The organism is Burkholderia sp. THE68, from assembly GCF_009938265.1.
Taxonomy (GTDB): domain Bacteria; phylum Pseudomonadota; class Gammaproteobacteria; order Burkholderiales; family Burkholderiaceae; genus Caballeronia.
The window spans coordinates 13,093-35,411 of record NZ_AP022318.1 but is presented as its reverse complement, the minus strand read 5'-3'; the positions used below and the strand labels follow the sequence as shown (position 1 = coordinate 35,411).

Annotated in this window: 11 protein-coding genes; 5 read left to right on the top strand and 6 right to left on the bottom strand. The window is 61.8% G+C overall.

The features are described from left to right. The 4 genes from prpF to prpB all read right to left on the bottom strand — a co-directional run bounded on the left by prpF (position 1) and on the right by prpB (position 6,056). Positions 1 to 1,197: a 2-methylaconitate cis-trans isomerase PrpF gene (gene prpF / locus BTHE68_RS26105; RefSeq protein WP_162069225.1), complete on the bottom strand. Its 1,197-nt coding sequence runs from the start codon at positions 1,195 to 1,197 to the stop codon at positions 1 to 3. Positions 1,198 to 1,219: 22 nt separating this feature from the next. Beyond that, positions 1,220 to 3,817 (bottom strand): Fe/S-dependent 2-methylisocitrate dehydratase AcnD, encoded by a 2,598-nt coding sequence (gene acnD / locus BTHE68_RS26100; RefSeq protein WP_162069224.1) that lies wholly within the window; start codon positions 3,815 to 3,817, stop codon positions 1,220 to 1,222. A 149-nt stretch (positions 3,818 to 3,966) separates the two neighbouring features. Then, a complete protein-coding gene (gene prpC / locus BTHE68_RS26095) occupies positions 3,967 to 5,136 on the bottom strand; it encodes a bifunctional 2-methylcitrate synthase/citrate synthase (RefSeq protein WP_162069223.1) in 1,170 nt (389 codons plus the stop codon). Between the two features lie 23 nt (positions 5,137 to 5,159). Further along, the gene (gene prpB / locus BTHE68_RS26090; RefSeq protein ID WP_162069222.1) at positions 5,160 to 6,056 is read right to left on the bottom strand and encodes a methylisocitrate lyase; all 897 of its coding nucleotides are present in this window, start codon (positions 6,054 to 6,056) and stop codon (positions 5,160 to 5,162) included. A 198-nt stretch (positions 6,057 to 6,254) separates the two neighbouring features. Here prpB and prpR point away from each other — a divergent pair, with 198 nt between their 5' ends. Then, on the top strand, positions 6,255 to 8,201 hold the full coding sequence (gene prpR / locus BTHE68_RS26085; RefSeq protein ID WP_162069221.1) for a propionate catabolism operon regulatory protein PrpR: 1,947 nt from the start codon (positions 6,255 to 6,257) through the stop codon (positions 8,199 to 8,201). A gap of 4 nt (positions 8,202 to 8,205) precedes the next feature. Here the strand turns inward: prpR and BTHE68_RS26080 are convergent, their stop codons facing one another. Further along, positions 8,206 to 8,652, bottom strand: a complete 447-nt coding sequence (locus tag BTHE68_RS26080) for a YjjA family protein (RefSeq protein WP_061178732.1) — start codon at positions 8,650 to 8,652, stop codon at positions 8,206 to 8,208. A 144-nt stretch (positions 8,653 to 8,796) separates the two neighbouring features. Here BTHE68_RS26080 and BTHE68_RS26075 point away from each other — a divergent pair, with 144 nt between their 5' ends. Then, entirely contained in the window at positions 8,797 to 9,558 is a 762-nt protein-coding gene (locus BTHE68_RS26075; protein WP_162069220.1) for a 3-oxoacyl-ACP reductase, read from the top strand. 320 nt (positions 9,559 to 9,878) lie between these two features. Then, positions 9,879 to 19,817, top strand: a complete 9,939-nt coding sequence (locus BTHE68_RS26070) for a two-partner secretion domain-containing protein (protein WP_353622669.1) — start codon at positions 9,879 to 9,881, stop codon at positions 19,815 to 19,817. A gap of 297 nt (positions 19,818 to 20,114) precedes the next feature. On the opposite strand, the gene BTHE68_RS26065 is transcribed toward BTHE68_RS26070, so the two are convergent. Beyond that, positions 20,115 to 20,342, bottom strand: a complete 228-nt coding sequence (locus tag BTHE68_RS26065; protein WP_162069218.1) for a SymE family type I addiction module toxin — start codon at positions 20,340 to 20,342, stop codon at positions 20,115 to 20,117. A 482-nt stretch (positions 20,343 to 20,824) separates the two neighbouring features. On the opposite strand from BTHE68_RS26065, the gene BTHE68_RS26060 reads away from it, so the two are divergent. Together BTHE68_RS26060 and BTHE68_RS26055 are read left to right on the top strand one after the other, a co-directional pair. Continuing rightward, positions 20,825 to 21,031: a hypothetical protein gene (locus tag BTHE68_RS26060; RefSeq protein ID WP_162069215.1), complete on the top strand. Its 207-nt coding sequence runs from the start codon at positions 20,825 to 20,827 to the stop codon at positions 21,029 to 21,031. A gap of 172 nt (positions 21,032 to 21,203) precedes the next feature. Beyond that, positions 21,204 to 22,091, top strand: coding sequence for a hypothetical protein (locus BTHE68_RS26055; RefSeq protein ID WP_162069217.1), 888 nt, complete (start codon positions 21,204 to 21,206; stop codon positions 22,089 to 22,091). Positions 22,092 to 22,319: the final 228 nt, after the last annotated feature.

The following is a 22,319-nucleotide window of genomic DNA, read 5'->3' as shown; positions in this document are numbered from 1 at the left end:
TCAGTCCATCAGCACGTCGGGAACGCACACGCGGCCTTCCATCAGCACGCGTGCGCTGCGGCTCATGATGGCTTTCTTCACCTGCCACTCGCCGTTCGATTCGACCGCCTCCGCACCCACGCGCAACGTGCCCGAAGGATGGCCGAAGCGCACCGACTGCCGCTCGCCGCCGCCCGCAGCGAGGTTGACGAGCGTGCCCGGAATCGCCGCCGCCGTGCCGATCGCGACGGCAGCCGTGCCCATCATCGCGTGATGCAGCTTGCCCATCGACATCGCGCGCACGAGCACATCGACATCGTCCGCGCCGATGCGCTTGCCGCTCGATGCGACGTACTCCGTCGGGCGCGCGACGAACGCGATCTTCGGCGTGTGCTGGCGTTTGGCGATTTCGTCGAGGTTCCTGATCAGCCCCATGCGCAGCGCGCCGTACGCACGGATGGTCTCGAAGCGCTTCAGCGCCGCGTCGTCGCCGTTGATCGCGTCCTGAAGCTCCGTGCCCTTGTAGCCGATGGCGTCCGCGTTCACGAAGATCGTCGGAATGCCCGCGTTGATCATCGTCGCCTTGAAGGTGCCGATACCTGGCACTTCGAGGTCGTCGACGAGATTGCCTGTCGGGAACATCATCGCGCCTTCCGCGCCTTCTTCTTCCGCTGCCGGATCGAGGAATTCGAGTTGCACTTCGGCGGCCGGGAAGGTCACGCCGTCCAGTTCGAAGTCGCCGGTTTCCTGCACGGCGCCGCTCGTCATCGGCACATGCGCGATGATCGTCTTGCCGATGTTCGCCTGCCAGATCCGCACGATAGCGATACCGTTGTCCGGCACGCGCTCCGGATCGACGAGGCCGCTCGCGATCGCGAACGGTCCGACCGCTGCGGAGAGATTGCCGCAATTGCCGCTCCAGTCGACGAACGGCTTGTCGATGGCAACCTGGCCGAAGAGATAGTCGACGTCATGACCGGGCCGCGTGCTCTTCGACACGATGACCGTCTTGCTCGTGCTCGACGTCGCGCCACCCATGCCGTCGATCTGCTTGCCATACGGGTCCGGGCTGCCGATGACGCGCAAAAAGAGCGCATCGCGCGCGGGGCCGGGCACGCGCGCCGCTTCGGGCAAATCGTTCAGGCGGAAGAAAACGCCCTTGCTGGTGCCGCCGCGCATGTAGGTCGCGGCGATCTTGATCTGTGGTGCATGTGCCATGGGGTTCGGTCTCCGTACGTTGTCAGGCCGCTTCTTTCGACGATTCAAGAAAGTCCTGTGCGAAGCGTTGCAGCACGCCGCCGGCTTCGTAGATCGAGACTTCCTCGGCCGTGTCGAGCCGGCAGGTCACCGGCACTTCGACACGCTCGCCGTTCGCGCGATGAACGATCAGCGTGAGATCCGCGCGCGGCTTGCGTTCGCCGATCACGTCGAACGTCTCGGTGCCGTCGATGCCGAACGTCTGGCGATTCGCGCCCGGCTTGAATTCGAGCGGCAGCACGCCCATGCCGATCAGGTTCGTGCGGTGAATGCGCTCGAATCCTTCCGCGACGATCGCTTCGACGCCCGCGAGCCGCACGCCCTTTGCGGCCCAGTCGCGCGACGAGCCTTGCCCGTAATCCGCGCCCGCGACGATGATCAGCGGCTGCTTGCGCGCCATGTAGGTTTCGATCGCTTCCCACATGCGCGTGACCTTGCCTTCTGGCTCGATGCGCGCGAGCGAGCCATTTTTCACCTGGCCATCGACGACGGCCATTTCGTTGATGAGCGTCGGATTCGCGAAGGTCGCGCGCTGCGCCGTCAGATGATCGCCGCGATGCGTCGCGTATGAATTGAAGTCCTCTTCGGGCAAGCCCATTTTTGCGAGGTATTCGCCCGCCGCGCTGTTCGCGAGGATCGCGTTGGACGGCGAGAGATGGTCCGTCGTGATGTTGTCGCCGAGCACGGCGAGCGGGCGCATTCCCGTGAGCGTGCGTTCACCCGCGAGCGCGCCTTCCCAATATGGCGGACGGCGGATGTACGTGCTTTGCGCGCGCCAGTCGTAGAGCGGGCTGATGGCTTCGCCGCTTGCAGGAGTCAGCGCGAACATCGGCTCATAGACCTTGCGGAACTGCTCGGGCTTCACGCTTTGTTTGACGATGGCGTCGATTTCCTCGTCGCTCGGCCAGATGTCTTTCAGATACACGGGCTGGCCGTTCGCGCCGATGCCGAGCGCATCGCGTTCGATGTCGAAGCGGATCGTGCCCGCGATCGCATACGCGACGACGAGCGGCGGCGACGCGAGAAACGCCTGCTTCGCATACGGGTGGATGCGGCCATCGAAGTTGCGATTGCCGGAGAGCACGGCGGTCGCGTACAGATCGCGATCGATGATTTCCTGCTGGATCGCGGGGTCGAGCGCGCCGGACATGCCGTTGCACGTCGTGCATGCGAACGCGACGATGCCGAAGCCGAGCCGCTCCAGATCCGGCAGCAAGCCCGCTTCCTGCAGATACAGTTCGACCGCTTTCGAGCCCGGCGCCAACGACGACTTCACCCACGGCTTGCGCGTGAGACCTTGCGCATTCGCATTGCGCGCGAGCAGCGCCGCGGCGATCACGTTGCGCGGATTGCTGGTGTTGGTGCAGCTCGTGATCGCGGCGATGATCACCGCGCCGTCCGGCATCTGTCCGGGCGTGTCGTCCCATTTGCCCGCGATGCCGCGCGTCGCGAGTTCGGAAACAGGCAGGCGTTTGTGCGGATTCGACGGTCCGGCCATATTGCGTACGACACTCGACAGATCGAAGCGGAGCACGCGTTCGTATTCGGCGCGCGTCAGCGAATCGGCCCACAGTCCGGCGGTCTTTGCGTATTGCTCGACGAGGCTCACTTGCCTGTCTTCGCGGCCGGTGAGACGCAGATACTCGATCGTCTGCTCGTCGATATAGAACATCGCGGCGGTCGCGCCGTATTCGGGCGCCATGTTCGAGATCGTCGCGCGGTCGCCGAGCGTGAGGCTCGAAGCGCCTTCGCCATAGAACTCGAGATACGCGCCGACGACTTTTTCCTTGCGGAGGAATTCGGTGAGCGCGAGCACGATATCGGTTGCGGTGATGCCCGGCTGGCGCTTGCCCGAAAGCTCGACGCCGACGATATCCGGCAGGCGCATCCACGACGCGCGGCCGAGCATCACGTTCTCGGCTTCGAGCCCGCCCACGCCGATCGCGATCACGCCGAGCGCATCGACGTGCGGCGTGTGACTGTCGGTGCCGACGAGCGTGTCCGGATACGCGACGCCATCGACCGCGTGAATGACCGGCGACATGCGCTCCAGATTGATCTGATGCATGATCCCGTTGCCCGGCGGAATCACCTCGACATTTTTGAATGCCTTCTTGGTCCAGTTGATGAAATCGAAGCGATCCTCGTTGCGCCGGTCCTCGATCGCGCGGTTCTTCGCGAACGCGTCCGGATCGAAGCCGCCGCATTCGACCGCGAGCGAATGATCGACGATGAGCTGCACCGGCACCACGGGATTAACCTTCGCGGGATCGCCGCCCTGGTCCGCAATCGCATCGCGCAGGCCCGCGAGATCGACGAGCGCGGTCTGTCCGAGAATGTCGTGACACACGACGCGCGCCGGGAACCACGGGAAATCGCGCTCCCGCTTCCTTTCGACGAGCTGCATCAGCGATTGTTCGAGGATCGCCGGATCGCAGCGGCGCACGAGATTCTCCGCGAGCACGCGCGAGGTGTAGGGCAGTGTGTCGTAGGCGCCGGGCGCGATGGCTTCGACGGCCGCGCGCGCGTCGAAGTACTCGAGCGAGGAGCCGGGCAGGGGTTTGCGGTTTGCAGTATTCATCGCGGTGTCTCGGTCATTGCATGGTCTTTCAGATGCCACGCTCGAAGGGTATTGTGGGGGCGACCCCTTCGTTTGATCATTCGGGCTATTTTAGGCGCTTGCCCATAAAAAAGCCCCACCGCCCTGTGCGGCAGCGGGGCCTGAACTTCTTACGCACGTTTTGCCAGCGGGACGAACTCGAGATTGTCCGGTCCGGTGTAATTCGCACTGGGCCGGATGATCTTGTTGTCGATGCGTTGCTCGATGATGTGCGCCGCCCATCCCGAGGTGCGCGAGATCACGAACAGCGGCGTGAACATGGCCGTGGGCACGCCCATCATGTGATACGAAACAGCGCTGAACCAGTCGAGGTTCGGGAACATTTTCTTCGCGTCCCACATCACCGATTCGAGCCGCTCGGCGATGTCGAAAAGCTTCGTGTCGCTGGCTTCCTTCGACAGCTTCTTCGCGATTTCCTTGATGACCTTGTTGCGCGGGTCGGAGATCGTGTACACGGGGTGGCCGAAGCCGATGACTACTTCCTTGTTTTCGACGCGCCGCTTGATGTCGCTTTCCGCTTCATCGGGCGTCTGATAGCGCGACTGAATTTCGAACGCGACTTCGTTCGCGCCGCCATGCTTCGGACCGCGCAGCGCGCCGATGGCGCCGGTGATCGCCGAATACATGTCCGAACCCGTGCCCGCGATCACACGCGCGGTGAACGTCGACGCATTGAATTCGTGTTCCGCATACAGGTTGAGCGACACATGCATCGCATCGACCCACGACTTCGAGGGCGCCACGCCATGCAGCAGATGCAGAAAGTGTCCGCCGATGGAATCGTCGTCGGTTTCGACTTCGATGCGTTTGCCGTTGTGCGAATAGTGATACCAGTAGAGCAGCATCGAGCCGAGCGAGGCCATCAGACGATCGGCGATGTCCTTCGCGCCCGGCACGTTGTGATCGTCCTTCTCGGGCAGCAGCGTGCCGAGCACGGACACGCCGGTACGCATCACGTCCATCGGATGCGCGGACGCGGGAATCCATTCCAGCGCGGCCTTGAGGTTCGCGGGCAGGCCGCGCAACGCCTTCAGCTTCGTCTTGTACGCCTTCAGCTCGGCAGCGTTGGGCAGCTTGCCGTGCACGAGCAAATGTGCGATCTCTTCGAATTCGGAAGTGGTCGCGACATCGAGAATGTCATAGCCGCGATAGTGCAGGTCATTGCCGGTCTTGCCGACCGTGCACAGCGCGGTATTGCCCGCGGTCACGCCGGACAGCGCGACGGATTTCTTCGGCTTGAATGCGCCTGCGGATGCGGTGCTGTTGTCTGCTTCGCTCATCGATTTCGTCTCCTTTACAAGGGTTATTTCTTTGCTGCAAAAAGCTGGTCGAGCTTGTCTTCGTAGGCGTGATAGCCGAGATACTGGTACAGGTCGGCGCGCGACTGCATCGTTTCCACGGCGGCCTTCTGCGTGCCGTCGCGCTTCACGGTCTCGTAGAAGTTGAGCGCGGCTGCGTTCATCGCACGATACGCGCCGCAACAATACAACGCGATATCGACATTGGCGTCCTTCAGTTCGTCGACGGTGAACAAGGGCGTCGAGCCGAACTCGGTCAGGTTCGCGAGGATCGGCACGCGCACGGCGGCCTTGAAGCGGCGATAGTCGTCGAGCGTTTTCATCGCTTCGGGGAAGATCATGTCCGCGCCCGCTTCGACATACGCGATGGCGCGCTCGATCGCGGCATCGATGCCTTCGGCGGCGGCGGCATCGGTGCGCGCCATGATGACGAACGATTCGTCCGTGCGCGCATCGACGGCGGCCTTCACGCGATCCACCATCTCGCCGGTCGGCACGACCTCCTTGCCCGGCCGATGCCCGCAGCGCTTCTGCCCGACCTGATCCTCGATATGCACGGCCGCCACGCCCGCCTTGATGAACGAGCGGATCGTGCGCGCGATGTTGAAGGCGCCGCCCCAGCCGGTGTCGATATCGACCATCAGCGGCAGCGAGGACGCGTCGGTGATGCGGCGCGCGTCGATGAGCACGTCTTCCATCGTGCTGATGCCGAGGTCGGGCATGCCGAGCGAATTCGCGGCCACGCCGCCGCCGGACAGATAGAGCGCCTTGAAACCGACGGCTTCGGCCATCTTCGCGGCGTACGCGGTGATCGCGCCGACGACCTGCAGCGGGGATTCGTCTCGGACGGCCTGGCGGAACCGCGCGCCTGCGGTCTGTGCGGACTGGATTTCGGAACTCACGGTTTGTCTCCTGATGAAGTCCGCGTAACTAAGCAAATCCCTTGCCAGCTTTTGTTGTTGGTTTAAGCTATTGATTTTGCGAGATAAAAACTTTGGTCGCCCATCTGGCATTTTCACGACTGAAATCCCGGATTTCGAACCTGAAACGGATGTTGCATACTGGACGCGACTCGTCCGTTTCATTCAGTGCAGAGAACCATGCAAACCGAACCTGCGTCTCGCCCGCGCATCTGGGCCGTCGGTATCAGCCGGCTCAGAGCGTTATTCATCGATATCGCCGGCGCGTATGCTGATCGCGCCGAACTCGACGTCGTCCCGCTCGGCTACGAAGACGCCGCGAACAGCATCGAATCCGCGCGCGACGAACGGCCGGATGTCGTCGTGGCGGGCGGTTCGAACGGCGCTTATCTCAAGGGCCGCGTGTCGGTGCCGGTCGTCGTGATCAGTCCGACCGGCTTCGACGTGATGCACGCGCTCACGAAGGCGCGGCGCGAGGGCGCGAGCGTCGCGCTCGTCACGCACGGCGACACGCCCGCGGAAATACGCCGCTTTCTCGCCGCGTACGGTATCGACATGATCTGCGAATCGTATCGCTCCGCGCAGGACGCGGAGAGCCTCGTGCTCGATCTGCGCGATCGCGGCGTCGATGTGGTGGTCGGCCCGGGGCTGGTCGCGGACCTGGCGGCCGACGCGGGCATGAGTTCGGTGTTCCTGTATTCGCGCACATCCGTGGTCGCCGCGTTCGAGACCGCACTGGAAGTCGCCCAGGCGATGCGCCATGAAGTCGCGCGCCGCATTCGCCTCGACAACCTGTTGCAGCATTTGCGCGATGGCGTCGTCGCGGTCGATTCGGGCGGTCGCATCGAAGCGATCAATCGCCGGCTCGTCGCGGCGCTCGGCATCGCCGATGCATCGCGCGCGGTCGGCCGTGCGCTGCTCGAAGTCGCGCCCGAACTCGATGGCGTATTGCCCGTCGCCGACGGCGATGTATTCGGCGCGGTGCGCGGCGTGAGTTACGCGATCCATCGCGGACCGCTGGCGAGCGACGGCACGGCGGGCGGCACGATCTTCACGTTCCAGGAATCGCGCGCGGTCGAGCGGCTCGACCGGACGCTGCGATCACGACAGGGCGCGCAGGAATTCGTCGCGCGCTATCGGCTGGAGGATGTCGTGGGTGAATCGGAGCCGATCGAGCGCGTGAAGGCGCTCGTGCGCCGTTACGCGAAATCCGATGCCACCGTGCTGATTCTCGGCGAGAGCGGCACCGGCAAGGAAATGGTCGCGCAGAGCATGCATCGGCTGAGCGGTCGCAAGGACTTTCCGTTCGTCGCGATGAACTGCGGCGCGTTTCCGGAAGCGCTGCTCGAAAGCGAACTCTTCGGCTACGAGGAGGGCGCGTTCACGGGCGCGCGCAAGGGCGGCAAAGCGGGCCTGATCGAGGCCGCGCATCGCGGCACCTTGTTTCTCGATGAAATCGGCGAGATGCCGCCTTCGCTGCAAAGCCGCCTGCTGCGCGTGCTGCAGGAACGAGAAGTCATCCGTCTCGGATCGACGGAGCCGACGCGCGTCGATATCCGCGTGATCGCAGCGACCCATCGCTCGCTCGCCGATGGTGTCGCCGATGGATCGTTCCGGGCCGATCTTTTCTATCGCATCAATATTCTGAGCATCGCCTTGCCGCCGTTGCGCGCGCGCTCCAGTGACATCCTGCCGCTGGCGACGGAACTGCTAATGCAGGCCGTGCGGCGCGACAAGATGCTGGCGCTGCGCGTGCCAGGACGTGAAGCGGCGGCGCGCCTGCTCGCGCCGCTGGAGCAGGCGCTGCGCGCTTATCCGTGGCCGGGCAATGTGCGCGAGTTGCAGAACATCGTCGAGCGCATCGCGGTGGAGATTCCGGACATGGATACCGACCGCGATCGGACTGTCGCATTGACGCCGGATGACTTGCAGACCATCGCGCCCGAACTGTTCGAGATCGGATCCGAAGCCGGCGCGGATGTGTCGCTGCGCGACCTGAGCCGTTCGATGGAAGCCGATCAGATCCGTGCGACGCTTGCCGCGTTCGACGGTGATCGGGACGCGGTCTGCAAGGCGCTCGGCATCAGCAAGACGACCTTGTGGCGAAGGCTCAACGCGAAACGTTGAAGGTCTACAGCAACGATTTTCCCTGCGCGAGAATCTTGTCGCACACCTGCTTCGTGACTTGTTCCTTCAGGCCGCCGCCGCTCAGATCGACCTGCTTGCCGTTGCCGCTATCGAGGATGCCCTTCGCGCCGTTGGTGTATCCGCCGTCGCTGGACGCCGAACCGCCGAGCTTGCTCATGAGTCCGTCCTTGACCGACGATGCGCCGCCGCCGAGGTAGTTGTTCTTCATGCAGAACTCGAGTACGCCTGCGACATTGCCCGTACTGCTGGAGGTCAGCGAGTCCAGCGATAAACCGCTGCTCAGCCCGCCGAGATTGCCGAGTGCGCCACCGGCACCGCCGCTCTTGCTCTGATCGAGCAGGTTGCCGAGCTGGGCGTGGGTGAGCGGGGCGTAAAGCAAGGTTGCGGCCAGCACCCCACGGATCCAGAGGTGACGTTTGCACGAGATCATGGTGGCTCCTTTTTGTGAGCTTTAACTATAGTGCTTCTTCATGAACAGGGGATGGCCGCCATCGGCACACGCGTAACCGGATCGAAAGCGTGTGTCATCCTGCATAATTCGCCGACCATTCCCGAACCCATTTTGGAGAACTCGATGCTGCTGTCTGAACAGAACGTACTCGTGACCGGCGGCGCGCGCGGCCTGGGTGCGGCGATCACCGAAGCGCTCGCGCGCGAGGGCGCTAGTGTCGTCATCAACTATCACCGCAGCGAAGCGCAGGCGAAAGCGCTCGTCGAAAGGCTCGGGTCGCGCGTCGTGGCCGTGCAGGCCGATATCACCGATGAACGCTCGGTCGCGCGTCTCTTCGAAGAGGCTCACACGAAAAGCGGCGCGCCGGTGCATGCCGTCGTGAACAATGCACTCGCCAGTTTCAGTTTCGATGGCGATGCGCGTCCGAAGCTCGGCGAAATCGAATGGGCGCGCTTTCAGCAGCAGATGGAGGGTGCGCTCAAAGGCGCGCTCAACACGATCCAGGCAGCGTTGCCTGCGATGCGTGCCGCCGGCTTCGGCCGCATCGTGAATGTCGGCACCAATCTGTTCCAGAATCCCGTCGTGCCGTATCACGATTACACCGCGGCAAAAGCCGCGTTGCTCGCGCTGACGAGAACCGCATCGAACGATCTCGGGCCGGACGGCATCACGGTGAACATGGTGTCGGGCGGTCTGTTGCGCACGACCGATGCCAGCCGGGCGACGCCCGAAGCCGTGTTCGATATGGTCGCGGGCTTCACGCCGCTGCGTCGAGTCACGACGCCCGCTGAATTCGCCGATGCGGTGTTGTTCTTTCTTTCGCCGTGGGCCCGCGCGGTGACGGGGCAGAACCTCGTGGTCGACGGAGGACTGGTCAAGGGCTGATAGAGGCGCGCGCTCACCGGCGTTGTGCGTCGGACAGTTCGATGAGTTGGGCGTGCCGGTCGCTCAGATCGGCGCGCGAAAGCATGAGTCCGGTTCATGCCGCCGCCGCACTGACCGCGGCACGATGAACCATTCAGAAGAAGCCGATGCGGGTCAAGCGGCCTTGCGCCGTACGGTTGTCAAAACACTACGGCGCCAGATAATTCAGATAATTCGCACTGTTACGCAAAATTTAAAAGGGGAACAATTGCGCGCTCGTTGCGGGTAAGCGCCTTTGAGGTCCGACTCGCGGCCTTAAAGCACAATAAGAAAGCAAGTCGATGAATAGCAAGTTGTATAAGCTGGTGTACAGCAAAGCACACCGAATGATGGTCGCAGTGGCCGACTTTGCCACGGGTCATATAGGTAGCGGTCGCAGCGCGCAACGCGCATATCTTGCATCTTCTACGCACGCCAGTCTGACCCTCTCGCTTCGCGCTGTCGCGTTCGCCGCTATGCTCCTGCTCGGATCGGCTTCGACGCTCGCGTTCGCACAGATCGTTGCTGCGCCGGGTTCAGGCGCGCAGGTCATTCAAACTCAAAATGGTCTGAATCAAGTGAACATCGCGCGACCGAGCGCAGCAGGCGTATCGGTCGGAACGTTCTCCCAGTTCGATGTACCTAAAAAAGGCGCAATTCTTAACAATTCGCCGACGATCGTTCAAAGTCAGCAGGGCGGATATATAAACGGTAATCCGAATCTCACGCCGGGTAATTCGGCGCGGATTATCGTCAATCAGGTTGTGAGCAATTCGCCTTCGCAGTTGCGCGGCTATCTTGAAGTGGCAGGCCAGAAAGCCGAGGTGGTGGTCGCAAACCCCAACGGCATCGTCTTGGATGGCGCTGGCTTCCTGAATACGTCGAAGGCTGTTCTCACCACTGGCACGCCGAACTATGGACCCAACGGCAGTTTGACGGGCTTCAATGTCTCACAGGGCAACATCACGGTCCAGGGCGCAGGACTGAATGCGACCAACGTCGATCAGGTCGACCTGATTGCTCGCGCCATTCAAGTCAATGCCGCAATCTATGCCAACAACCTGAACGTGCTGGCCGGACCGAGCGCGGTGGATTATGCCACCCTGGCCACCATACCGATAGCGGGCACGGGCGCCGTGCCATCCGTTGCAATTGACGTTAGTCAATTGGGCGGGATGTATAGCAATCGCATTTTTCTGGCGAGCAACGAGTATGGGGTGGGGGTCAGTACGCGTGGGGTATTGGCGGCCCAGGCGGGCGACCTGACGCTCAAGAGTAACGGCCAACTCGTGCTCGCCGGAACGACTCAGGCGAGCGGTTCGATCAGCGCCAGCGCCGCACAGGGCATCGACAACAGCGGCACGACCTACGCACAGCACGATGTGATCGTCTCCACGTCGGGCGCGTTGAACAACAGCGGCACGCTGGCCGCACAACAGAACACGAGCGTCAACGCGGGCAGCGTGGCCTCGACGGGTACATTGGGCGCGGGCATCAATCAGGATGGCTCAGTCGCTCAAGGCGGTGATCTGTCGGTGATCGCCTCGGGCGCGTTGAGCGCTAACGGACGCAATACGGCAGGCGGCAACGCGACGATTTCGGGTGCTTCGATCAGTCTGGCGGGCAGTTCGACCACGGCCAACGGCAACGTCGCAATGGCTGCCAATGCAGGCGACCTGAATCTGTCCGGCGCGAGCACGACTGCAGGCGGCGCGATCAGTGTCAACGCTGCGAGCACGCTCACCAACGACAATGGCGCGCTCAAATCCGGCGGCGCGCAATCGATCACCGCAGGCGCATTGTCGAACCGCAACGGGCAGATCATCTCGGGCGGCTGGCTGACGACGAACATCGTCAGTGCGATCTTGAATCAGGGCGGCACGATGCAGTCGGCCGGTGCGTTGACTGTGCGTGCGGCAAGCGTGGATAACAGCGCAGGCCATATCGCGTCGTTGAATGCGGATGGTTTGAGCTTCACCGTCTCTGGTCTTCTCAACAGCGCGCAGGGCGGCGCGATCGGCGGTAATGGCGACGTGACCGTGCAGACCGGTCAGCTCATCAATGCCGGATCGATCACGGCCGTGCGGAATCTGGTCGCGACGGCGGCGCAGACGCTCGCGAACTCGGGTACGCTCGCCGCAAACGGCAACACGACCGTCACAGCAGGCACGACACTAACCGACGCGGGCGGTTCGATTTCCGCCGGTCAGCGTGCCACAGTCCAATCCGCGACGCTCGACAATAGCAATGGCGCGATCACGGGCGATCAACTGAACGTCGCCGCAACGAACCTCATCAACCACAACGGCACGCTCACGCAAACCGGCACGGGCGCGACCACGTTTGCGGTCACGGGCACGCTCGATAACGCCAGCGGATCGATCGCGACCAATGCGGCAGATCTGGCGCTCACGCCTGCCACGCTGGTGAACGACAACGGCAAGATTACGAGTTCAGGCGCCGGTACGCTTTCGATCGACAGTGGATCGCTCTCCAACAAGAACGGAACGATCGCGACGAACGGTGCACTGAACGCCAACGTGAGCGGTGCGATTTCGAATCGGAGCGGCACGATGCAGGCAGGCGGTGCGTTGAATGCGTCCTCCGCGAGCCTGGACAACTCGAACGGGCACATCACGGCTCTGAACGGCAGCAGTGTGTCGCTTGCGACGAGTGGGCTACTCAATAACGGCGCGAACGGGCAGATCGCCAGCAACGGCAATGTGAGCGTGCAGGCGGGCCAATTCGTCAACGCCGGTTCGATCACCGCGATGCAAACCCTGATCGCGCGTGCGGTGCAAAGCTTGTTCAATAGCGGCACGCTCGCGGCGAACGGCAAGACGACGGTGTCCGCTGGCACGACGCTCACGAACTCCGGCACGATCGCGGGCAATCAGTTGGCACTGTCCGCTTACGACCTGATCAACCGCAACGGCACGATCACACAGACGGGCACGGGGGCGACGACGTTCACTGTCACCGGCACGCTGGACAATTCGGCGGGCTCGATCACGACCAATGCGGCCGATCTGTCGCTGACTCCGGCTGCGCTGCTGAACGACAACGGAACCATCACGAGTTCGGGAACCGGCGCGCTTTCCGTTCGGACAAGTTCGATTTCCAATAACGGCGGCACGATCGCCACCAATGGCGCGCTCGATGTGAAGAGCGGCGCAGTAGCGAATCAGGACGGCACGCTCTCCGGTCAGACTTCCGCAACCCTCGATGTCGCATCGCTCGACAACCGCAACGGCGGCTACATCGGCGCGCAAAACGTGTCGATCACCGATGCGGGCGCTTTGCTAAACACGGGCGGCACCGTGCAGGCAGACGGCGCTTTGAGCGTCACGGCGCAGGACATCGCCAACGACAACGGCTCGATCGCCAATGGCGGCACCGGTGCGACCACGCTTACGGCGCGTGGCGCATTGAGCAACACCGATAACGGTTTGATCGGCGGCAATGGCGATGTGTCGGTGTCGGGTGCGAGCCTCGACAATTCGAACGGAACGCTGGTGGCGGGCGGTTCGATCGCGGCGAATTCCGGCAGCACGCTCGCCAACCGCGCGGGTCTCATGCAAGCGGGTCAGGATGTGTCGGTGAACGCGGCGGGCGCCATCGATAACACGAGCGGTCAGATCGAAGCAGACGGCGCAACGTCCGCGTTCTGGATGTCGGGTGCATCGATCGATAATTCGAACGGCCGCATCGCGAACAGCGGAACGGGCGCGATGACGGTCAGCGCCGACACGGTCGTCAACAGCGATGCCGGCGGCGTGAACGGCGCGGGCACGATCGGCGGGAATGGCGATGTCGCGCTCGATGCGCGCGTGCTGTCGAACGCCAACGGCGCGCAGGTGCTGGCGGGACATGATCTGACGCTGACCATCGCGCAGTTGGCGGACAACACCAACGCCACGCTCTCCGGCGCGAACGCCCTGACGCTCAACGGGCCCAATGCGGCCTTGTTGAACGCGGGCGGCTCCGTTCATGCGAACGGTGCGATGAACCTGAACACGGCTTCGGTCGATAACATCAATGGCCGCATTGGCAACGATCAAGGCAGCGGCGGGACCGTATCGATTGCGACCGGCGCGCTCTCGAACCAGAACGGCGCGATCGGCAGCGACCAGAACCTAAGTCTTGCGACGAACACGCTTACGGGCGATGGCCGCATCATCGCGGGCAACGACGGCGCGGTGACGATCAACGGCGATTACACGCTCGACGGCGTGAACCAGATTCAGGCCAATCATGATCTGACGTTCTCGACGAACGGCAACTTCACCAATCAGGGCATGCTCGCGGCGGTGAATGCGTTGACGATCAACGCGAACAACGTCGACAATCAGGCGAGCGCGGACCTCAATTCCGCGAACACGACGGTGAATGCCGTCGAAGCAATCATCAACGAAGGCCGTATCGAAGGCGATGCGGTGACGACGCAAAGCGCGACGCTCACGAACACCGGGACGATCATCGGCAATGTGGTGACGATCGACGGAACGCGGTCGGTGGTGAACGCAGGTGCAGCGGCAGTGATGGCGGCGGCCTCGGAACTGAACGTCTATTCGCAAGGCGATATCCACAACGAACAAGGCGCGAACCTGTTCAGCCTTGGCGATATCAACATCGCAGGCGACGGCATGCGCGATGCGAATGGCCTGCTCGGGAATCGCGCGAATTCGGTGACCAACGATCAGTCGACGATCGAGGCGCTGGGTAATATCGAAGTGGCGACGAATACGCTGACGAACACGCGCCCCGCGCCGACGATCGAGACGGTAACGACGGATGTCGATACGGTTCATGGGACCAAGCGCAAGAAATACATTGCATGTAACGGAGGCACGAGTGCAAGCGACCCCGGCGGCCCGACCGGTTCCGCCTGTAACCAGGCCTTGTGGGACTATGGCTACAAGAATCCGTTGAACGTGAGTTTCAGCGACGCTGATGTCGTGTCGAGCACGAGCGGACCTGATGCAGTCGATCGCGTGTTGGTGGTGAACATCGCCGGCAAACCGACGACGATCTACTACAACACGCTCACGCAAAACGCCGACGGCACGATCACGGTCAACTACTGGGACGCCTACGATCCGCATATCAACTATGATCCGTCCACCGAATATCTGACCCGTAGCGACGCACACAACGGCTGGCAGCGCGTGGAAATCGCGCGCGACACGACCACGACGACGCAGAAGGATCAGGTGACGGGCTCGCAGGCGCCGCAAGCTCAACTGCTCGCCGGCGGCACGATGACGCTCGCCAACGTCGGCACGATCAACAATGCATACAGCGCGATCGCTGCGGGCGATGCGATCTACATCGGCAATGCGGTGCAAAACGGTGAACTCGATACGAGCGGCAACGTTGGCGGCACGGTCGTGAACAACATTGGTCAGACGTTGTATCAGTATCAGCGACAGGATATCGCCTCGACGTATGCGTGGAATGAAGACATCACGCGTGACGTAGGCACTATCACGGAGCCGTCCGTCGTGCTGCCGCCGGTGGCCATTGGCGGCACGGGCGGCACGATCATCGCGAACAATCTGGTCGATATCAACGCGCGCGACGTGAACAACGTAAATGTCGCGGCAGCAAGCTCTGCCACGGGCGCAACGGGCGGCACGCTTGGCGCGAATACCGCGATGACGTCCGTGTCGGGCGGCAGCGGCGCGGGCGTGAAAGACGCGAGCGGCGCCTCGGTGAATGGCGCAAGCGGCTCCGCGACAGGCGCTGCCACGGGCAATGGTCAGACGGTCAACGCGCCACAATCGGTCGCGGGTCCGACCGGCGCACTAAACATCACCCTGCCGGCGAGCGGCCTGTATCGCTACAACACCGCACCGAACGCGCAGTACCTGATCGCGACCGATCCGCGCCTGACGAGCTACGCGAGCTTCATCTCCAGCGACTACATGCTGAGCGCGCTCAACCTCGATCCGATGAAGACCGAGAAGCGCCTGGGCGATGGCCTGTACGAGCAGCAACTCATCCGCAATCAGATCACGCAGCTCACGGGCCGTGTCTATCTGGAAGGCTATACGAGCAATGAGGATGAATATCGCGCGTTGATGGCCAACGGCGTGAACGTCGCGAAGGAATTCAACCTCGCACCGGGCATGGCGCTGACGGCTGCGCAAATGGATGCGCTCACAAGCGACATCGTGTGGCTGGTGGATCAGGTCGTGACTTTGCCCGATGGAACGACGCAGCACGTGCTCGCGCCGGTGGTGTATCTGGCGCAAGCGCACGCGAATGATCTTCAGCCGACCGGCGCGCTGATCGCTGCAGACGACGTGGAGATTCACACGTCGGGCAGTGTCACGAACAGCGGCGTGATCAAGGGCGGCACGCAGACGGTCATCACCGGCACGGACATTCTGAACCGTGGCGGAAGCATCAGCAGCGATGGCACGACGGTGATATCGGCGAGCAACGACATCACGAACGCCTCGGGTCGTATCTCGGGAAATCGCGTGGCGGTGCTGGCGGGCCACGATATCGTCAACACGACGTTGGTCGATGCAGTGGGCGTGAGCTCGGCGGCGGGCGACAGCCGGGTTCAGCAGACGCTGGTCGGCGCGCAAGGCACGATCGAATCGACGGGCGACATGGCGGTCGCTGCCGGTCACGATCTGACGGTACACGGCGCGAACATCAACGCGGGTGGCAATGCACAGATCACGGCCGGCCACGACATGCTCGTGGATACCGTCCAGTCGACGACATCGCAATCGGTGACGAAGAACGCCGATCATCATTGGGAAGAGAACACGACGCTCAACCAGACGAGCGGCATCAGCGCAGGCGGGAGCCTCGCGATGCATTCGGGCAACGACATGACCTTCAAGGGTGCGCAGGCGAGCGCAGGCCAGGACATGTCGGTCACGGCGGGCGGCAATCTGACGGCGACGACGGTCACCGACAGTCGGAAGTTCGACAACGTCGCCACGGACGATCGCGACAAGCTTGTGCAGCATAGTTACGACGAGCAGGCTGTCGGAACGAATTTCTCCGCGGGAGGCAGCGCGACGCTGGCGGCGTTGAGCGCGGACAAGCGCAAGGGGAATGTGACGCTCACGGGTTCGGGCCTGAGCACCGATGCGGGCGCGGCGAATATCGTCGCCACAGGCGATGTGACGCTCAACGAAGCGCGCGAGGAGCACGACGGTTACTCGTACCGGCATTCGGAGCGCGGCAGCTCACTGCGCAAGACGATCTCGGACGACATGCAGACCACGCAGGCGAACATCGGCGTGGGCAGCACGGTGTCGGGCGATTCGGTGAACATCAACGCGGGTCATGATGTGACGGTCCAGGGTTCGACAGTCGCGGGGACGAACGACGTAAGCGTTGTCGCGGGCAATGACCTGACGATCACCACGTCGGAGGATACGAACCGTTCGAATGAGTTCCACGAGAAGAAGGTGAGCGGCTTCGGCACGGCGGGCGTGGGAATTTCGTATGGCACGAACGACACCAAGGACACGATCAACGATGCGGCCAAATCCGCGCAAGGCAGTCTGATCGGCAGCACGATGGGCAACGTGACGATGCAGGCGGGCGACACGCTGCATATCAAGGGCTCGGACGTGCTCGCAGCGGGCAACGTAACGGGTACGGGAGCGGAAGTCGTCATCGAAGCGTCGCAAGACGATCGCCATCACGATGAGACCCATGAGACGAAGAGTTCGGGCTTCACGCTCGCATTCAAGTCATCGGTGATCGATGCCATTCAAACGGCGGGTCAGCAAGCGCGAGCGGCGGAGAATGGCACGGGCAACACGCGCGTCGACGCGTTGCACGCGCTGGCTGCGGGCGGTAGCCTCGTCAACGGTGCGAATCCGATGATGCAGGGTCAGGCGCCGGACTGGAAGGTCGAACTGAGCTTCGGCTCATCGGGCAGCAAGTCGACCTTCAGCGAGGACAGCACGCAGCACAATGGTTCGAACATCACGGCGGGCGGCACGACGGCGTTCATCGCGAAGGGCAACGGCGCGGCGGGCAGCGGCAGCGTGACGATTGCCGGCTCGAACGTGAACGCAAGCGATGTGGTGCTGGCGGCGAACAATCAGGTGAACCTGATTCATTCGACCGATACCGACAGCACACGCAGCAACAACGAGTCGAAGAGCGGTAGCATCGGCGTGTCGTATGGCTCGCAAGGCTATGGGATATCGGCCTCGGGCAGCCGCGCGCATGGCGATGCGAATTCGGATTCGGCGGCGCAGAACAACACGCACATCAGCGGCGCGAATAGTGTAAGCATCGTGTCGGGCGGCGATACGAACATCAAGGGTGCGACGGTCGATGGCGGGCAGGTGTCGGCGCTCGTTGGTGGTGATCTGAACATCGCGAGCGTGCAGGACACGAGCCATAGCGCGGCGCATCAGGAGAGCCAGAGCGCGGGTGTCAGCATCAGCCGGGGCGGAGGTAGCGCGAGCTACAGCCAGCAGAAGGGTGACGCGCACGGTGATTACGTGGGCATCGAAGAGCAGTCGGGGATTCATGCCGGTGCGGGCGGGTTCGATATCAACGTGAAGGGCAAGACGGATCTGGCAGGTGCGTATATCTCGAGCGATGCAGACGCGTCGAAAAACAGCCTGACGACGGGCACGTTGAGCTTCAGCGATATCGCGAATGCGTCGAACTACCACGCGAAGAGCAGCGGGTTCAGCGCGGGCGGGTCGATGGGTGCGTCGAGCAGCGCGAAGGCCAATGGTGTGACGGCGGGGTCCAACGGTGGTGGCGTCTCGCCGATGATCTCGCAGCACGACAGCGGCAACGAGAGTGCGACGACGAAGAGCGCGATCGGTGCGGGTACGATCACGATCACGGATGGCGCGAATCAGAAGCAGGACGTGACCAATCTGAGCCGCGACACGAGCGATCTGAACGGCACGGTGAGCAAGCTGCCGGACTTGCAGAATCTGCTCAATCAGCAGGCGAGCACGCAGCAGGCGGCGGCGATCGTTGCCCAGACGGTGGCCACGCAGATCGGGAACTATGCGGATCGGCAGGCGCAAGCGGCGAAGGATGCGAACGATCCGGAGACGGCGGCGAAATGGGCCGAGGGTGGCGAGTATCGGATCGCGATGCATATCGCGGGCGGAGCGGCAATTGCGGGTCTGGGTGGTGGAAGCATTGCGGGAGGCGCGGCGGGTGCGGGCGTGTCGGCAGCGGTGGCAGGCAAGCTCAACGAACTGAGTGCTTCCATTGCTGCATCGAGTCCGACGGGCAATGCGGATGCGGATCGCGCGTTGGGCAATATTGTTGCGAATGCAATTGCTGGTGGAGCGGGCGCGGTCGCGGGTGGCAGTTCGGGCGCGATGACGGCTGCGAATGCTGATCTTTACAACCGGCAACTTCATCCTGGTGAATACAAGAAGGCCGAAAAGTACGCGAAGGATGTGGCCAAGGAGCTGGGCATCAGCGAGGGCGAAGCAGAAGGACGGATTCTTGCCGAGATGATGCGCAACTCGGATCAGCAGACGGCGCAGGCCTCAGGTGGGATACACGACTACGATGTAATTGGCATCGTTGGTTGTCAGAACCTGAACTGCAACGGTTACAAGAACGACCCGCAGTACGCGAACCACGACTACAACAGTCAATACATCGCGGACAATCAGGCGGCGAACCTGATGGGACGAACGCAGCTCGATACGGGCAAGACGCCAAAGCAGTTGGCTGATGCGAATTACGACAAAGACCCGTATGGCAACACGATTGCGCGCGCGGGCGCGACAATTCTTGCGGGATCGGTAGCGGGAGGCGCGGCGGCTGGAACCCTTGTGGCCGATCTTGCAACGGCATGGTCAACGGGCACCGCGTTCACGTACATGGGCGATGCGATCAGTTATCGGAGCGGGCTGTCTGGAGATCAGCCGAGCTATCAGAATGCGGCGGCGGCTGGAGGAATTGCGGCGACGTTCGCGCCGTTGGCGTTGCCGTTAAATACGTTGGGAGCGTCTACCGCCGGGAAGTCGGCTGTGAGCATCTACAACGCACTGGTGGCAGGAACGGGCGCATACGGTACGACCGCGATTCTGAGTCCGTCGAGCAATCCAGATCTGTCGGGAGGGATTGGTACAGCCGGCGCGTTGGCTGGCGCTGGCGTACTTGCGCATATGCCAGGGCCGATTGGAATGTCCATCAACCAGCTGATTCAGGTATTTGCGGGGCCGACGCAAGCCGCAATTGAATCTAGCGTTCCCAAGAAAAAGTAAGATATGAGCACCTCAGCAAAGAAGAAAGCGATATGGAGGCGTGCCAGTTGGGCATATTTATGTGCTCTTGGGATTCCCGCTGTGGTCTTGGCCTTCTCTTATGCGCAGGGGGCAAATTGGAAGCCTGTACTTGTTGGATTGCCTGTTTATATCGTGATTCTCGGTAGTATCACGATTCAACTCGTAAAGGAGCTTCGCGCCCTGAAACGTGAGGAGCATGAAATGCCTTCAAAGAAATCGGAGCAGTAGAAAAGTCAAACCCAGCTTCGAGCTGGGTTTGTCGTTTGTGGGAGTTGTTTAATCTGGCGTGATGACGAGCCTGCCGTGTTCGACCTGCACTCTGACGCGCTGTCCTGCTTCGAAGCCTGCCTGTTCAAGCCATCGACCGGCGAGCTTGATCCACGGATAGAGGGGCGGTGGTGTCTTGTTCGGCCGCCAGGAAAAAGGTCGTTCGCGCGCGGCTTCTTGAATCTTGATGTGCCGCTCGGCAAAAGCGGTTGATGCTTTAAGATTGGCGTCAGCCATGGTCAACTCCAGCTTCGCTAATACGCGCTATGTCTTGCGCCCCCGGCCCGAGTCGGTGCTTCGCAAGGTAAAGTCAGTGGCCGCGTTGCGGCCAAATCTGTTGAGCACGCAAAAGCAAAGACATATCCAGCGCGCTACGCGCGAGTATCTACGGCCCCGCCCACCCGGTGCGTCTGCTGCGCTCGGGCTGCGGCCCTGCGGGCCTCCGCTCCGTGCTCGCAGCCTGCCTCCCGTCCGCCCCCAAGGGGCTCCCCCAAATGTGCGCCGCTGCGCGGCGAAATCAGAAGCAACGACAAGGCGCGGTTTGGCATGCGGTGCAAGCCGAAAACCCGTCTTGCACCGCATGTCCGAGCGTCTCACAACCGGTCGCCATCAAGGCCAAGCCCTGACGGGCGCGCGACGCGCGGCCTTGACGGGTTCAGCGTTGTAGGGAAATGTTACGCAGCGACGGTGTGCCCGTTGCTAACTCAAAGGAGATAACTATGTCCAAAACCGCTGAAGAGCAATGGCAAGAGCTCTGCGAGGAATGGGAGCGAGCACGGGATGCGTACACGAACCTGATGGCGAATCGCAATCCGGGTGTCTATCAAGATGGGAACTTCTGGGAAGAAATGGATAAGGTACGGAAACAGCAGGACACCGTAGAGCAGCGGATGGACGAGTTCAAGAAAAAATACTTTGGTTCGTAGAAGGCTTCGTGCTTACAAACGTCCGGTTCCGCCGCGTCTGCCGTCGGCCTACGGCCGCCGTCAGCCCCGGCGGGCTGAAGATGCTTCGTCATCCAACACAAATTGACAAGAGCCGAACGGGGCCTCTGGCAAACTTGCGCCTTTGGGCAGAAAGTCGCGTCGGGGCAAAAAATTGCAGCTCGCAGAGCACGTCAGGGAAAACCGGGTTGCAAGTGCTTGGTGCGTCAGGAGAAAACCGCGTTCGTCAACGGCGGGCATGTCGGGGTTGCCTGATCTTTACAATCGGCAGTTGCATCTGGATGAGAAGCAAGCCATCAAGGACAAGGCCAATGGCGATCAGGCTGAAGCGGACAAGCTGACGAAAGCGGCATGTTATGCAGTGAAATGCTGGGCGGAGTATCCGCAAGGCAGCGATCAATACAACGCGAACTACGTGAGTCAGCTTGAAGCATCGCAGCTCGGGTCGGAGTTGGCGTGGGTGAACAACCAGAAGGAAACGGGCTTGTTCAATTACACGCCGGGGCAGAAGATCACGGACATGTTGAAGAGTGATCCGTTGGGTACAGCGAAAGATGCGGCGAAAATCGTAACGGGTGGTTTGACGGCCAAGACTGGCGCGGCACTTTGTACGAACGGGCTAGGTTGTACGGCTGGCGGAGCCATGATTGCCTTTGGCCTGAGCGATATGGCTGAAGGTGGTGACGGGCTATATAACCGGTACAACGGTATTGGTTCGCCCGGCGTGAATCCACTCCGCTACGCATTCAATGAGGCATTGCCGGGTGGGTGGGGAAATGTTGCATACGATGGTTTAAATCTTGCCACTGCGATCGGAGCGCTTTACGCGCCTGTTCCTCTCAAGGTGGGTGCTGCTGATGGTTTGAACCGTCCGGGTTCGATGTTTGATGTGACCGTGCCGCGCATGAATAACCAAACATTGAATCCGCTTACCAAGAATCCGTTGCCATATGGAACAACGCAAGGCATCTTGATTTATGGTGTTGGTTCGAAAGGAGCGACTGTTATAAACGACATTCGTCACACTGGAGGCAAGAATTGAACTGGAGGCGTCTTTACGCAACTAGCCAAATAATTGGAGTTGTTGGAGGAATATCAGTCGGCGCTGCCGGGTTTTATGCTGTTATTGTGATTGGCATATGTAGAAAGCTAATCGGCCTGAGCGACACGGTAGCGGTGTTTGCTATCGGGTTGCCATCGTTTATTGTGCTATTGGCGATATTCATAAAGTATCTTCCTGGTCGATTGCGGAAGGCTGGAATGCTAAGTG